Source organism: Streptomyces sp. CA-135486, assembly GCF_050936555.1.
GTDB lineage: Bacteria > Actinomycetota > Actinomycetes > Streptomycetales > Streptomycetaceae > Streptomyces.
Genome location: NZ_JBNJMM010000002.1, coordinates 2,165,276 through 2,179,417, shown reverse-complemented (window position 1 = coordinate 2,179,417; position 14,142 = coordinate 2,165,276). Strand labels below are relative to the sequence as shown.

Annotated in this window: 9 protein-coding genes; 6 read left to right on the top strand and 3 right to left on the bottom strand. The window is 68.5% G+C overall.

Annotated features, from left to right (window positions below):
• Nucleotides 1–44 precede the first annotated feature (44 nt).
• The 4 genes from ACQEVG_RS29315 to ACQEVG_RS29300 all read left to right on the top strand — a co-directional run bounded on the left by ACQEVG_RS29315 (nucleotide 45) and on the right by ACQEVG_RS29300 (nucleotide 7,131).
• On the top strand, nucleotides 45–1,241 hold the full coding sequence (locus tag ACQEVG_RS29315; RefSeq protein ID WP_432989272.1) for an MFS transporter: 1,197 nt from the start codon (nucleotides 45–47) through the stop codon (nucleotides 1,239–1,241).
• A gap of 115 nt (nucleotides 1,242–1,356) precedes the next feature.
• Nucleotides 1,357–2,235 (top strand): ABC transporter permease, encoded by an 879-nt coding sequence (locus ACQEVG_RS29310; protein WP_432989270.1) that lies wholly within the window; start codon nucleotides 1,357–1,359, stop codon nucleotides 2,233–2,235.
• A 27-nt stretch (nucleotides 2,236–2,262) separates the two neighbouring features.
• Nucleotides 2,263–3,258 carry an ABC transporter permease gene (locus ACQEVG_RS29305; RefSeq protein ID WP_432989268.1) on the top strand — a complete coding sequence of 332 codons (996 nt, stop codon included), beginning with the start codon at nucleotides 2,263–2,265 and terminating at the stop codon, nucleotides 3,256–3,258.
• A gap of 63 nt (nucleotides 3,259–3,321) precedes the next feature.
• Nucleotides 3,322–7,131, top strand: a complete 3,810-nt coding sequence (locus tag ACQEVG_RS29300; protein WP_432989266.1) for an ABC transporter ATP-binding protein — start codon at nucleotides 3,322–3,324, stop codon at nucleotides 7,129–7,131.
• A 94-nt stretch (nucleotides 7,132–7,225) separates the two neighbouring features.
• On the opposite strand, the gene ACQEVG_RS29295 is transcribed toward ACQEVG_RS29300, so the two are convergent.
• Both ACQEVG_RS29295 and ACQEVG_RS29290 read right to left on the bottom strand, forming a co-directional pair.
• Nucleotides 7,226–7,999 (bottom strand): GntR family transcriptional regulator, encoded by a 774-nt coding sequence (locus ACQEVG_RS29295; RefSeq protein WP_432989264.1) that lies wholly within the window; start codon nucleotides 7,997–7,999, stop codon nucleotides 7,226–7,228.
• A 179-nt stretch (nucleotides 8,000–8,178) separates the two neighbouring features.
• Nucleotides 8,179–8,685: a riboflavin kinase gene (locus tag ACQEVG_RS29290; RefSeq protein ID WP_432989262.1), complete on the bottom strand. Its 507-nt coding sequence runs from the start codon at nucleotides 8,683–8,685 to the stop codon at nucleotides 8,179–8,181.
• A 262-nt stretch (nucleotides 8,686–8,947) separates the two neighbouring features.
• Between ACQEVG_RS29290 and ACQEVG_RS29285 the strand changes: the two genes are divergently transcribed.
• A complete protein-coding gene (locus ACQEVG_RS29285; protein ID WP_432989260.1) occupies nucleotides 8,948–9,199 on the top strand; it encodes a hypothetical protein in 252 nt (83 codons plus the stop codon).
• A 213-nt stretch (nucleotides 9,200–9,412) separates the two neighbouring features.
• The gene (locus ACQEVG_RS29280; RefSeq protein ID WP_432989258.1) at nucleotides 9,413–12,307 is read left to right on the top strand and encodes a helix-turn-helix transcriptional regulator; all 2,895 of its coding nucleotides are present in this window, start codon (nucleotides 9,413–9,415) and stop codon (nucleotides 12,305–12,307) included.
• A gap of 66 nt (nucleotides 12,308–12,373) precedes the next feature.
• Here ACQEVG_RS29280 and ACQEVG_RS29275 read toward each other — a convergent pair whose 3' ends face one another.
• The gene (locus ACQEVG_RS29275) at nucleotides 12,374–14,008 is read right to left on the bottom strand and encodes a GDSL-type esterase/lipase family protein (RefSeq protein WP_432989256.1); all 1,635 of its coding nucleotides are present in this window, start codon (nucleotides 14,006–14,008) and stop codon (nucleotides 12,374–12,376) included.
• Nucleotides 14,009–14,142: the final 134 nt, after the last annotated feature.

The following is a 14,142-nucleotide window of genomic DNA, read 5'->3' as shown; positions in this document are numbered from 1 at the left end:
CGGGCGTTGACCGCGCCACACACGTCCCACGGCCGGCGTTGATCGTGCCGGCGTACGCGGCCGACAGCGCGCTTGCCCGGTTCCGGGAGTCGGCCGGGCATTCGCTGACGATGATCCTGGTCGGGTTCGTCATGGCCATGACCGCGCCGATCGAGCTGCTCTACGCGATCAAGCTGGGTCTCAGCCCGATCCTCGTCACCGTCTTCATCGTGAGCTCTGCGGCCGGGCTGATCCTGGTCGACGTCCTGGGAACCCGGGTCGTCACCCGGATCGACGCTCGCTCAACGGCCGTGGTCGGGATGGTGCTCTTCGCGGTCAGCGAGGCCTGTTACGGGCTGGCTGACCGCGCGCCGGAGCTGATCGCCGCCCGGGTCGTCCAGGGCACAGCCAGCGCGGTGGTCGCCGGCGCGGCGCTGCAGGTGACGGTGCGGATGCGCGCTCGCCCGCACCGCGCTCTCGGCTCGAACGCGAGCCTGCAGATGCTCGGCGGCTCCGTCGGCGCCCCGGTCGGCGGCATCTTGGCCACACGGCTCGCGGGGATCGATGGTTACCGGCTCGCCTTCGCGGTCTGCTGCGGAGCGGGCCTGGCGGCGGGCGCGCTGGTGGTCCTGCTGCTACCGCGCCTGCCGGCCTCGGACGAGCTCGGCCGACCCCGTATCGGTCTGCCCCGACTCGGGGTCCGCCGAGCAGTCCGCGTCGCGCTCGCGCTGGGGCTCTTCGGCAACTACCTGCGCAGTGGGATCGAAAACACCGCCTTCCCGCTGATCGGGGACGCAGCGGGTCTCACCGCCGCCGGCATCGGAAGCTCCCTGGGCGTGCTTTCCATGGTGGAGATCGTGGTCCTCGGCACCTCGGGCACACTGTTCGAGAAGGTCCCCCCTGCTCGAGCGCTGGTGTGGGCGTTCGGGCTCGGTGTGATCGCCCTGGGCGCGCTTCTGGCCGCCCATTCGCTCAGTGGTTTCCTCGCCGCGGCTGTGCTGTTCGGGCTTGTCGACGGAGTCGCTCTGGCAGCACCACCGGTGCTGGTCGTCGCCACCAGCCCGGACCCGTCGATCGCCGTGGCCACCTACCGGATCGCCTGCGGGGTGGGCTCGTTCAGCGGCTCGGGCAGCGTCAGCATGCTCTTCGGGGTGCTGGGGGCGACGGGGTGCGTCGTCGGCGGAGGGCTCGTCCTGCTGTGCGCGGCGGTGCTGGCCGGGTCGAGTCCCCTGCGTGAAACGCGCGCGATACGCGCGCAATGAACCAGCAACGTGATTGCACTGTCAACGCCACCACCGAGAGGTGCACTTGTTTCCGATGGATCCCATCAGGAGCCCGTGACCGCAGGGTCGAGGACGAGCAGGATGAGGAGGAGTCATGGCCATAGCTGAGCCCTACGTCGCCAAAGATCTGGTCCCGGTCGGGAACAGGTTCGGTCAAGGCCTCAGACAGTATTTCCACGGCACGCCGGTGGCCGGCTGGGTCGCCTTCGCCGCGCTGGCGGCGATGTTCTTCATCGCGATCTTCGCGGAAGCCATCGCGCCCTATGACCCCCTGGTTCCGGCCGGGGCACCGATGTCCGCGCCCGGATCCGGCTATCTTCTCGGGACCGACACGGTGGGACGTGACGTGCTCAGTCGCGTGCTCGTCGGCATGTCCACGAGCTGGTGGGGCGCCCTCGCGGTCGTCGCCTCCGGTGTCGTCTTCGGTGGGTTGGTCGGTCTCGTCGCCGGGGCTGTCGGCGGTATCGTCGACAACATCCTGATGCGGATCACCGACGTGTTCCTGGCGCTGCCCGGGCCGATCCTGGCGGTCGCGGTGGTCGCGGCCCTCGGCCCGTCCTACTTCCACACCCTCGTCGGCATCTCGATCGTGTGGTGGCCGTTGTACACGCGCATCGTCCGCGCCGAGGTACGCAAGCTGCGGGCCTCTCCCCACATGGAGGCGGCCAAGATCTCGGGGGCCGGACCGGTGCGCCGGCTCACCAGACACCTGCTGCCCGGAGCCATCCCGGTCACCATCGTCACTGCGAGCCTGGACGTGTCGGCGCTGGTGTTGATGCTCTCGAGCCTCTCGTTCCTCGGTCTGGGTGCGCCACAACCCGCGCCGGAGCTGGGGGCTATGAGTGCCCAAGGCATGACCAACATCTTCAGTGCGTGGTGGATCCCCGTGTTCCCCGCTGCAGCCGTCGCCCTGATCGCCATCGTGAGCAACTTCGCCGGCGACGCACTCAGGGACCGCATCCGTGACCGCTGACCGGACAGGCCAACGTGAGGTGACATCATGCTGATGACCTTGGGGCGTCGGTTGCTTGGAGCGCTTCCCGTCCTGATCGCACTGGTCCTGCTGGTCTTCGTCCTGCAGAAGGTGGCGCCGGTCGACCCCGTCGTGGCCCTGGTCGGGGAGAAGGCACCGCCGGAGGTGTACGAAGCCGCCCGCCAGCAACTGGGACTCGACAAGCCGGTGCCGGTGCAGTTCTTCCATTACCTGGGGAATGCAGTGCAGGGTGACCTCGGGACCTCGACGGTGACGCGCTCGCTCGTCGCGTCGGACATCGTGAAGTTCCTGCCGGTCACGCTGGAGCTCGTGTTCATGGCACTCGTGCTGATCGCCGTGATCGGGTTCTTCCTCGGGCTGGCCACTGCGCAGCGGTGGCGCGGATCGGGGGTGCTGCGGGTGGTGATGATCTCTGGCGCGTCGGTGCCCGTGTTCCTGGCCTGCCTGATCGCAATGCTGGTCTTCTACCGCTGGCTCGACCTTCTGCCGGTCACCGGCCGGACATCGGCGTACGACGCGCCGACGGGCCCGACCGGCTTCCTCCTGGTGGACAGCCTGGTGGCGGGTCGGCCGGGCCTGTTCCTTGACGGCCTGAAACATCTCATCCTCCCGGCGTTGTGCATCGCGATCGCACCTGCGGTGGCCGTTGGTCGCGTCCTGAGAAGCAGCCTGGAGGGCACCCTCCGAGCGGAGTACACCCGTACTGCCAGGGCCAAGGGCCTGAGCGGGAATCAGATCCTCGTCAAGCACGCACTCCGCAACGCCCTCGGCCCGGTGCTCGCGTTGATGGGGCTGCAGCTCGCCGGGATGATCGGGAACTGCATCCTGGTCGAGGCGATCTTTGCCAGACCCGGGATCGGCCTGTACATCTCACAGTCGATCGGCAAGGGAGACTTCAACACCATCGCCGGAATCACCCTGGTCGTCGGCCTCCTCTACGTGGTGGCCAACATCGTCGTCGACGTCCTCCAAGCCGCAGCAGATCCGCGGATCGCCGTCTGAGGCGCAATCGGCCGGCAATGCATGAGAAGGGGCGCGGAAATCCGCGCCCCTTCTCATGTGCCCATGACCACGCCACTCGACATCCGCGACGCAGACTCCCTCGAGCCCGACGTGGAGGTGGCCACCCAGTACCCTCGGGTGTACGCGCGCGGGACCCTCCGACTGCTGGCACCCGTGCTCGACCGGCAGCAGCGCTTGCGTATCTGGCTCGGCGTCGGGTTCGCCGTCGTCGCGATGGGCCTGATGGGCCTCATCCCGCTGATCCAGCAGGTCGTTCTCGACGACACGATCCTGTCCGAGAGGCGTTCCCGAGCCGTCTGGATCGTGCTCCTGCTCGTCGCCGGGCTCGCCGGCTTCGCGGCGAACTACCTGCGCCGCACGATCGGCGGGAGAGCCGCCGTGCGCGTCCAGCGGGACCTCCAGATCAAGCTGCACCGGCACATGCAGTACCTGGACGCCTCGCGGCGCGACGAGTTGCGTGTCGGGGACGTGATGTCCCGGGCGACATCGGATCTCACCCTGATCCAGATGTTCCTCCAGCAGATGGGCCTGGCGTACGGCAACATCACCTTGCTCATCGTGTCGCTGACCGTGATGGTCTACCTCTCCCCCCTCCTGGCAGCAGTGATGCTGGTGGCTGTACCCGTGTTCCTCGGTGTGGCCATGAGGTTCCGTAGCCGGTCGTTCCCCGCGAGCTGGATGGACCAGCGGTTCCAGGGCAGCGTGGCCGGGGTCGTGGAGGAGGCGGTCACCGGAGTCCGGGTCGTCAAGGCTTTCGGGCAGGAGGAGCAGGAGCAGGCGTCGCTCAACGACGAGGCGCGCAAGCTTTTCCAGTCCCGGCTCCGCACCGCGAGGATCAACGCGGTGTTCGGCGCCGGCCTGGATGCCATCCCCGGTCTCACCCAGCTGGCCATCCTCGGCTTCGGGGGCTGGCTTGTCATGGAGGACCAGGTCTCACTCGGCGTGTTCCTCGCCTTCTCCAGCTACGTCCTGCAGCTGGTTGCCCCGGTGCGCTTCCTGTCCGGCCTGATGGCCACCAGCCAGCAGGCGCGAGCCGGCGCCCAGCGGGTCGTCGAGCTGCTGTCGACGCAATCACGCGTGCAGGAGCGTCCCCACGCCGTCCGGCTGGAGAACCCCGCGGGCCTGCTCGAACTCGACCATGTCGACTTCCGTTACCCCGGTGGCGACTTGGTGTTGCACGACATCTCGCTGCGGGTGAACCCGGGGGAGCGGATCGCCATCGTGGGGGCCTCGGGTTCGGGGAAGTCCACCCTGGCCCACCTCATCGCCCGGTTCCACGACCCCACGTCGGGAGTGGTGCGCATCGACGGCCGCGACATCCGCGAGTACAGCCTGACCTCGCTGCGTGCCGCGGTCGGGATGGTGTTCGAGGAAGGCTTCCTCTTCTCGACGACGATCCGCGACAACATCGCGTTCGGCAGGCCGACGGCCACCACCGACGAGGTGGAGCACGCGGCGGTCGCCGCCCATGCGCACGGCTTCATCGCCGGGCTCCCCGACGGCTACAACACTGTCGTGGGCGAACGCGGCTTCACCCTGTCCGGCGGGCAACGGCAACGACTCGCACTCGCCCGAGCGGCGCTGACCAGCCCCCAGGTGCTGATCCTTGACGACGCCACGTCGGCCATCGACGCGCGGACGGAGCAGGCCATCCACCGCTCGCTGGGGGAGGTCCTCGCCCATCGGACGACCGTGCTGATCGCCCACCGGCACTCGACCCTCTTTCTGGCGGATCGGGTCATCGTGCTCGAACACGGCCGGATCGTCGACGTCGGGACCACCGAAGAGCTGCTCGAGAGATCCCAGCTCTTCCGGGAGCTCCTGACCGGACCCGACGCGGACTTCGAGGCAGGGCCTGAGGAACCGGTCACCGAGCTGGACCCCGCCGCCTGGCCGGAGGACGTGTCACGGCTGGGCGCGCCCAAGATCAGCAGCCACACCAGCGAGGCCGCCACGCGGGCGGCGTCCGGCTCGCACGGCCCCGGTATGAGTGGCGACACCTCGACCCTCGCCGGTTTGGCCACGGTGTCACCCACGCTGCTCCAGGCCGTGGAGCGCCTCCCCGAGCTGCGCGGCGAGCCCGACATCGACCTCGCAGAGGCAGTCGCGCCACACGACCGGTTCTCCATCGGGGGCGTCTTCCGGTCCTTCACCAAGCCGCTGTTGCTGGTCTCGGTCATGGTGGTCGTCGACGCCGTGTCGTGGATCGCGACGCCCGTGCTGATCAAGTTCGGCATCGACCACGGCGTCCTCCGGCACTCCCGCCAGATGCTGGCCTGGGTCTGTGTTGTCCTCCTGGCCCTCCAAGGCGTCATCTGGGTCAACAGCAGGGTGATGATCTACTCCGCCCAGCGCACTGCCGAGCGCATGCTGTTCGGGCTGCGGGTGCGTACGCTCGCGCACCTGCAACGACTCTCGCTCAACTACTACGAGCAGCACATGGCCGGCACGATCATGACCCGGATGACCTCCGACGTCGAGGCCTTCGCCCAGCTGTTGCAACAGGGACTGCTGACCGCGATGGTGAGTATGCTGGCGTGCGCCGGTATAGCCGTTGCCCTCGTCGTCTTCGACGTCCAACTCGCCCTCGCCGTCTCGGCGGTGCTGCCGATCCTGGTGGGCACGACACTGTGGTTCCGCTCCGCTTCGGGGAAGACATACCTGACCGCGCGCCACCGGGTGTCGGTGCTCTACGCCAACATGCAGGAGAGCCTCGCCGGCGTCGCGGTCAGCCAGGCCTACTGCCGACAGCAGGCGAACGAAGCGCGGTTCGCGACGCTGGCCGACTCCTACTGCGAGGCCCGGATTCGCTCGGCCGAGCTGATCGCCCGGTTCTTCCCGCTGCTCCAGCTGCTGAGCACCGTCGCCAAGGCCATCGCGCTCGCGGTCGGCGCCCCGCGCGTCATCGAGGGTGACCTGTCCTACGGGCTGCTGATTGCGTTTCTGCTCTACCTCGACCAGTTCTTCACGCCGATCCAGCAGCTGTCCCTCGTCTTCGACCAATGGCTACAGGCGAAGGTCGCGGTCGTCCAGCTGCGAGAGCTCCTGCAGACGCCGACGGGCACCCCGCTCGCCGAGGACCCCGCCGTCCCGGGGCGCCTGTCCGGCAGGATCTCCCTGGACCACGTGACGTTCGCCTACGAGAGCACAGGCCTGGTCGCGATGGACGACGTGAGCCTCGAGATCCCGCCCGGGCAGGTCGTCGCTCTGGTCGGCACCACCGGTGCAGGCAAATCGACCCTGGTCAAGCTGGTGGCCCGGTTCTACGACGCCTCCGCGGGCACGGTGAGCCTCGACGGCATCCCGATCAAGCAGCTCGACCTGGCGGCATACCGCCACCAACTCGGGTTCGTCCCCCAGGAACCCTTTCTCTTCTCGGGGACGATCCGTTCCAACATCGCCTACGGGAAACCCGAGGCGCCCGACCTCCTCGTGGAGCGGGCCGCGCGCGCAGTGGGGGCACACGCCTTCATCGCCGAGCTGCCGCTCGGCTACCACACCCCGGTGAGCGAGCAGGGCCGGTCACTGTCGGCCGGCCAACGCCAGCTGTTGAGCCTGGCGCGGGCACTCCTCGTCGACCCCGCGATCCTGCTGCTCGACGAGGCGACGGCCAACCTGGACCTCGCCACCGAGGCACGCGTCCAGCGAGCGATGGGACTGGCCGCGAGGGGACGTACGACGCTGCTGATCGCGCATCGGCTCCAGACGGCACGAGCCTCCCAGCGCATCTTGGTCGTGGACAACGGGCTGATCGTCGAGGACGGCTCCCACGACGAGCTCCTCAAGCTGGGAGGCCACTATGCGGCGCTGTGGGCGGCGATGGTGACGAGTGCCGCCCACAGCCACGAGTGAAGGGCTGGACACAACGCCCGGTCGGGCCAGGCCGCAACGGGCGGGCTGCCCGGGTGAGGTCGTGGGCTGTCCTCCGGCGGCTGATCGGCGTGTGTCAGGTCGATCGGACGGCGTGGGTCTGGAAGGCGATCAGGTCGCTCCGCAGCCGGAACTGCGACAGCGCCCTGGGCTGGCCCAGCTCGTCCTCCAGGACGTCCTCCAAGAAGAGCATGGGCGCTCCGACCTCCACACCCACCAACCACGCGGACTGCTCGTCGGCTGCGATCGCACCGATCGTCGTCGACTTGCTTCCGCGGATCCTGACGTCAAAGTGCTTCTCCAGGAACAAGATCGCGTCCGGTTCGTCGACAACAACGCCTCGGGACTCCTCGGGGCTCAGCGCGACGTAGCTCACCGAGATGCCCAGCACCATCTCGTGCTGGAGGAGGAGCGACTCCATCATGAGCACGGTCCAGTCCCCCACGAGCTGCAGTCGCTCACGCACGAGGCCCGGGCAGCCCAGGGTCTGGTACTCCAGGGCACGGAGCTGGGTGTGGATGGCCCTCTCGCCGCCGAACGCCTCGACGGGGGCGATGTGGTTGATCCGCAAGGTCGTCACGCGGGCAGAGCGCGTGCCCCGCTTCGGACTACGCGTGACCAGACCGTCCTTGGCCAGGAGCTGCAGGACCGCGCGCACCGTGTTGCGGCTCGCCGACAAGGCGCCGGTCAGCTCCCCCTCGACCAGGTACTGGCTCTCGCAGCTGCTTTGGAGGGAGGAACGTAGGAGGTCGTAGGCCCTGCGCATCGAGTTGTTCAGCCGGTCGGGAGTCTGGCGGTGCCGTTGGTACAGCGTCTCCGGGCGCACCGGCCCGACCGGGTGGGTGGTCACCGCCGACCGCCACGGCTCTGCGGCGTGACGAGGCAACAGATCATCTGCACGAGGAAACCCCCTTCGAAGCGGCGGCCATCCAGCCTGATCATGGAAGCACGGGAGTGTTGCCTCAATCGTCCTCAGATGCGACGTACGCATTGCGCCATCGGTGGCCCTCGGGACGGCAGGTCGCCCCCTCAGGGCTGGTCTGCGATGCCGTCGGAGACTCGCAGGCGGGCGTTCGAATGCAGCCAGAGCCGGGCGTCGGCGATGTCGTGGTGCATCTGCTTCACCAGGACATCGATGTCGGAGAAGCGGCGCTGCGGTCGAATCCTGTGGTCGAGACAGACCCGCAGCCACTGACCATAGAGGTCGCCGGAGAAGTCCAACAGGTGTGCTTCGAGGAGGCGGATCCCATCGCGACCGTAGAAGGTGGCCCTCCGGCCGACCGACACGGCTGCGCCGTACGTGTCGCCGTCGGGCAGCTGCACGAGCCCAGCCCACACACCGTCGCTCGCACTCTCGTCGCCCAGCACGATGTTGGCGGTGGGGAAGCCGAGTTCGCGGCCCCGCCGGTCGCCATGCTCGACCCGTCCCTCGACGAGCCCCACCTGCTTGGGCGCTGATCTGTCCGAATATCGACGAAGCCTCAGTCGCGCACCAAACGGCACGCGGCGGACGGTGCTGGTCAGGTTCGAGTCCATCGTGTCTGCTCCTGCGGCACGGCGGGAACGGGTGGCCAAGGACTAGTGCGACGGATCCCCATTGCGGGCGAACGAGCCGCCGGTGACGTCTGGATTACGCCGTTGCGGTGCTGCGATGCGCATCCCTGCCGGCGCGCCTGCGGACGTCGACGAAGGGCCGGCATGCCTCCTCCTCTCCTCCCCCGAAGCGCCAAGGCCAGCGCAAAGGACCCGCAACCAGAGAGTGACCCCAGAGCAACAGCGGCGCGCTTGACTCCCCGGCATGAAGTTCCGAGGCACTAGGTATCGGCGCTGGAACGGCGGTCGGCGCAAGACGCCGCGCGACCATCGCGTCATCGCATCGGACCGAGACACTCGCCGCACCCGGCTGCTGGTCGATGCCGCCCGGCAGGCCGGCCCCACCGAGCTCAACCACGAGTGGCTGGCCGACCGAACGGGAGTCCCGCTCGGCTACCTCGTCTGGCGGTATCCGACCGCCGCCGACCTGCGCGCCCTCAGGTCGCTGTCCACGTGAGCCGCGCTCCGGTCCGGGAGCCCGGCGACCCGTGCGGACGGGACATGTGTGGCGACCAGCCTTCCAACAACCTTGATGTGGCGCCTGAAGCTATTCCCCAGAGCGAGAACTGCGTGTCTCCTGTTGCGAATGCGGAACAACCCTGACGACATGAGTGGGCCGCCCTGTCCTCGGGACTGCTCACGCCCACCGCGAAGGCAGGCGACGCCGCTTGTGGACCGTGACTGGGAGGTGACGCGGCTGTGCGCAGCCCTCGATGCCTGCGCCGATGGCAGTTCGACGGTCGTCGAGATCACCGGGGACCCGGGGCTGGGCAAGACCAGGCTGCTCGCGGAGATCGCCTCGCACGCCCGCGCCACGGAGGTGACCGTACTGTCGGGCCGGGCCTCGGAGTACGAGCAGGAGCGCCCGTTCGGCGCCGTCGTCGAGTCGCTGCGCACCCGCCTGGAACAGGCGCCAGGCCGGGCCGAGCCCGCAGCGGACGAGGAGACCCGGGCGCTGCTGGATCTGGTGATGACACGGTCCTCAAGGCCGGTCCACCGCAGCCCGCAGCTGCTCGACGTCGAACGGTTCCGGCTGTTCGGCGCGGTGAGCCGACTGCTTGAGAGCGCAGGCGGGGGCGGGGGCGTCCTGCTGTGTCTCGACGACCTCCACTGGGCGGATGACGGCACGCTCGAGCTGCTGCACTACCTGCTCCGCAATCCTCCGGCGGTGCCCATTGTCCTGGCTTGTTCGTACCGGCCGCGGCAGGCCCGGCCGCGGCTGCTGGCGTGCATTCCGCAGACGGTCGACGGCTACCGGATGGAGCGACTCCGGCTCGCCCCCCTCGATCGGCGTGCCGGAGACCTCATTCTCGGCACGGAACTGGCGGCCGAGCAGCGTGAGCGGCTGTACACCACCAGCGGAGGAAATCCCCTCTACCTGGAAGTGCTTGCGCGGCTGGCGGCCGACTCGCTGGCGGCCTCGGCGCAATCCTCGTCCTCGTGCCCGGGCTCCGGCCAGTTCGTCGATCTTCCGGGTTCCCTGAGGGCGGCGCTGGTGAGGGAAGTGGCGCTGCTCGATCCGGAGCAGCTGTCGGTGCTGAGGGCGGCCGCGGTGCTCGGTGACCCGTTCGATCCGGTCCTGCTCTCGACGGTTGCGGACCTGGCACTCGGGCCGACCCTGGAGGCCCTCGACGTCCTGGCCGAAATGGATCTGGTCCGCCGTGGCGAACCGGCCGGCCGGATGCTGGAGTTCCGCCATCCGTTGCTGCGGGAGTTGATCTCGGGTGAATCGCCGCCCGGCTGGTGGCTGGCAGCGCACGCCAGGGCCGACCGGGCACTGCGCGAGGCCGGGGCGGGCCCCGTGGAACGGGCCCCCTATGTCGCACGGTCTGCCGAGGCCGGCGACCTGGACGCGGTTCACCTGCTGCGCGAGGCGGCCGAGCTCACCATGTACTCGGTGCCGGCGACCGCGGCGTCCTGGCTGACGGCCGCGTTACGGCTGCTGAAGCCGGATGCCGGATCGGGAGAACCAAGGCTCGGCGTGCTGCTGGCTCTTGCCCGCGCCCTGGGGCTGACCGGCGACCTTGTGGGCTTTCGAGCGGCTCTCAAGGAGGGGTTGGGCCTGCTGCCGTCCGACCAGCGCAGCCGGTGGGTGGGTGTGGTGGCTTTGCAGGCGAAGGTCGAGCGGATTCTGGGCAGCATCAGTGAGGCGCGGGCGGTCCTGGAGACGGAACTGGCCGCGTGGCCCCAGAGCAGCGGTGTGGCCAACCCGCTGCGGCTGGAGCTTGCGACCGTGCGCATGATTCAGCGGGCGTACGACGAGTCGGCGGCCTACCTGGACACCGCTCTGCAGCATGCGAACGCCACCGGCGACCGGGGCACCCAAATCGCCGCCGCCGCGTGCCGTGCGCTGGGCGCTGCCTACAGCGGGAAGACCGAAGCGTTACTGGCCCACGCCTCGGACGCCGCGGCGGCCGTGGACGACATGGAGGACGCGGAGCTGGTCGCCTTCCTCGATCCGCTGAGCCAGCTCGGCTGGGCCGAGTTGCTCGCCGAACGCTACGACAACGCCGTACGGCACGTGACCCGCGGCATCCGGATCGCCCGGGACACCGGACAGAGCCATGTCATGCCCTACCTGCTTCTGAGCCATTCGTGGGCACATCGCGCGGTCGGCCAACTTGCGGAGGCGGTCGGCTCGGCGGAGGCGGCCGAAGAGATGGCGTACCTGCTGGGCCAGTCCGATCTGCTCGGATACTCGCTGGCGCTGCGCGCGCGAGCCATCATGATCAGTGAACATCCGGTGACCGCGGCGCCGCTCGCCGAACGCGCCCTGCGGACCGTCCGCGCCCGTGGACGGCTGTGGGGCCTGACCGCCGGAGTGCTTTCCCTCATACGTTTCGAGCAGGGGCGCCTGGAGGACTGCGTCTCGCTGGTGCGGGACATCATCGATCAGCCGCGGCACCTGGGGCCGACGCACACCATCAAGGCCACCTTCTTCAGCACGGCGGCACAGGCGGAGGTGGCCCGCGGTCGATTGGAGGCGGCGCGCACGTGGGCGCAGCGAGCCACGGAAGCTGCCACGGCGGTGGGACTTCGGGGCCAGCACGGGCACGCGGCTGTGGCGCAGGCCTGCCTAATGGGCCGTGACGCGAAAGCAGCCGTCGGGTTACTCGGCTCGGCGGTGGAGGACTTCGCGTCCACCCAGCAGGTACTCGTCGAAGGAAGGACCCGGCTGGCACTTGCCCAGGCACAGGCCGCGGCCGGGCAGTTCGGCGCAGCAATGGAAAACGTCGGACAGGTCAAGCAGACCGCGGTCGCGTACGGTGCCGGCCACTTGCATGTTCAGGCAGTCAATGCGCAGCGCCGGATCGGAGCACTGAGGCCTCGCGTGCGATCCGCGGCCCCGTCCCGGCTCTCGCCGCGTGAGAACTCCATTGCTGAGCTGGCGACTCAGGGTCTGTCCAACCGGGACATCGCGGAAAGGACGTTCCTGTCTGTGAAGACCGTCGAGGCCCACATGACCCGGATCTTCCGCAAACTCGGAGTTGACTCCCGGTGGGCGCTGGCCCAAGCCTTCGGCGAACGTGAGGTGGGCGGCACGGAAGGCAAGGGCCGTGCGTAAGTGGGCGCGGATCGCGCGTAGTTTCACACGCGATCCGCGCCCGCTTGCAGGGATGTCCGTCCTGGGTCAGAACCCCGAATCAAAGGATCCCGAGTCGAAGGAGCCCGAGTCGAAGGAGCCCGAGTCAGAGAAGCCCGGGTCAGAGAAGCCCGGGTCAGAGAAGCCGGGATCGGTGAAACCGGGATCGGTGAAACCCGGGTCAGAGAAGCCAGGATCGGTGATGGGCTCAACCACAACCGGATCAGGCACTACCGGATCGGGGAAGCCCGGGTCCGTGATGGGATCAGGTACAACCGGATCGGGCGCTACTGGGTCCGGGACAACCGGATCGGGGAAACCCGGGTCCGGCACTACCGGATCGGGAAAGCCCGGGTCGGTGATGGGATCCGGCACAACCGGGTCCGGCACAACCGGATCGGGAAAGCCCGGGTCGGTGATGGGATCCGGCACAACCGGATCCGGCACAACCGGATCAGGGAAACCCGGGTCCGTGACGGGGCCAGGTACAACCGGATCAGGTACAACCGGGTCCGGCACTACCGGATCAGGGAAGCCCGGGTCCGTGATGGGCTCAGGTACAACCGGGTCCGGCACTACCGGATCAGGGAAGCCCGGGTCCGTGATGGGATCAGGCACAGCCGGATCCGGCACAACGGGATCAGGCACTACCGGATCAGACGTACCTGGATCCGGCGTAACCGGGTCCGGCACAACCGGATCCGGCACAACCGGATCAGGCACAACCGGATCAGGCACAACCGGGTCCGGCGGTGCCGGAGGGTTCTCCGGTGCTGTGTCTACGGTGGGCAGCGGATCCGGCTCCGGGGCCGGCGGGCCGACGAGTCCCTGGTTGCCCAGCTCGTGAATGACGGCGTGGTTCACCGTCGGAGTCAGAGTGTTGGCGATGAGCGCTTGGCCTAGGTCATTGGGGTGGTACGAACCCTGCACGTTGAGGAAGTCGAGGCCGTTCAGCCCCTCCTGCGGTGAGAAGAGCTCATGCCCGGACAGCGCCTGAGACACATCCGCGTACGTGACGTTGGCACCGGTCTGCTGCGCCGCCTGCTGGGTCGCCTGCTCGTTCAGCGAGTTGATGGTCGAGCCGAACTCGTTGACCAGCTGGGCCTCACGATTACTGATCAGCAACTCGCTCACCGGGGAGGGAGAGCCGCCCTGAATGGCGTCGGGCATGACCTTCGGGTATCCGAGGGTGACGATCGTGGCGCCCGGAGCGGCCCGGGAGGCGATGTCCTGGTACACAGACGCCTGCTGGCTGAGGTAGGTCCCGTCCTGCAGCGGCGCCATCATGCCCGGGAATGCCTGCTCCGTGGTCGCCTCCCTGGAGGTGACGACGGTGTGCGCCAGGTTGCCGAACCCCGCGTCGTTGCCCCCGACCCCGACGATCACGATGTTGGCCCCGTTGACCGCGTCGATCTGAGGCGAATGCTCGAACTCTGTTCCCGGCCGTACCGTCTCGTACAACGAGCCGCGGGTCGCTCCCGAGACCGGGACGAACGTCACATCGAACGTCACATTGGGATTCTCCTGCGCGATCTTGTCGATGGCTCGGAGAGTCGGGGCGGTCGCGGACTGGTGGGCAGGGTCGATCTGGTTCAGGACGGAGCCCTCGGCTCCTGTCACCTGCACGGTCTTGTAGGTACCCGCCGAAGCACCCTCGCCACTGGTGTAGGAGTCACCGATCACCGTGATGCGTACGTGCCCCGGGTCGCCGGCCGCCGCATTGGCTGTACCGGCGAGTGACCCGAGCAGGGCGGAGACGCCGATCGCCTGGCCGCTGACGATCGCTGCGCGACGCACGACCGGGTTGTGGCGTTTCG

Excerpts from the sequence above, each read along its gene's own strand:
- ACQEVG_RS29310 (WP_432989270.1), top strand. The coding sequence starts at position 1,357 with ATGGCCATAGCTGAGCCCTACGTCGCCAAAGATCTGGTCCCGGTCGGG.
- ACQEVG_RS29305 (WP_432989268.1), top strand. The coding sequence starts at position 2,263 with ATGCTGATGACCTTGGGGCGTCGGTTGCTTGGAGCGCTTCCCGTCCTG.
- ACQEVG_RS29300 (WP_432989266.1), top strand. The coding sequence starts at position 3,322 with ATGACCACGCCACTCGACATCCGCGACGCAGACTCCCTCGAGCCCGAC.
- ACQEVG_RS29290 (WP_432989262.1), bottom strand. The coding sequence starts at position 8,685 with ATGGACTCGAACCTGACCAGCACCGTCCGCCGCGTGCCGTTTGGTGCG.
- ACQEVG_RS29285 (WP_432989260.1), top strand. The coding sequence starts at position 8,948 with ATGAAGTTCCGAGGCACTAGGTATCGGCGCTGGAACGGCGGTCGGCGC.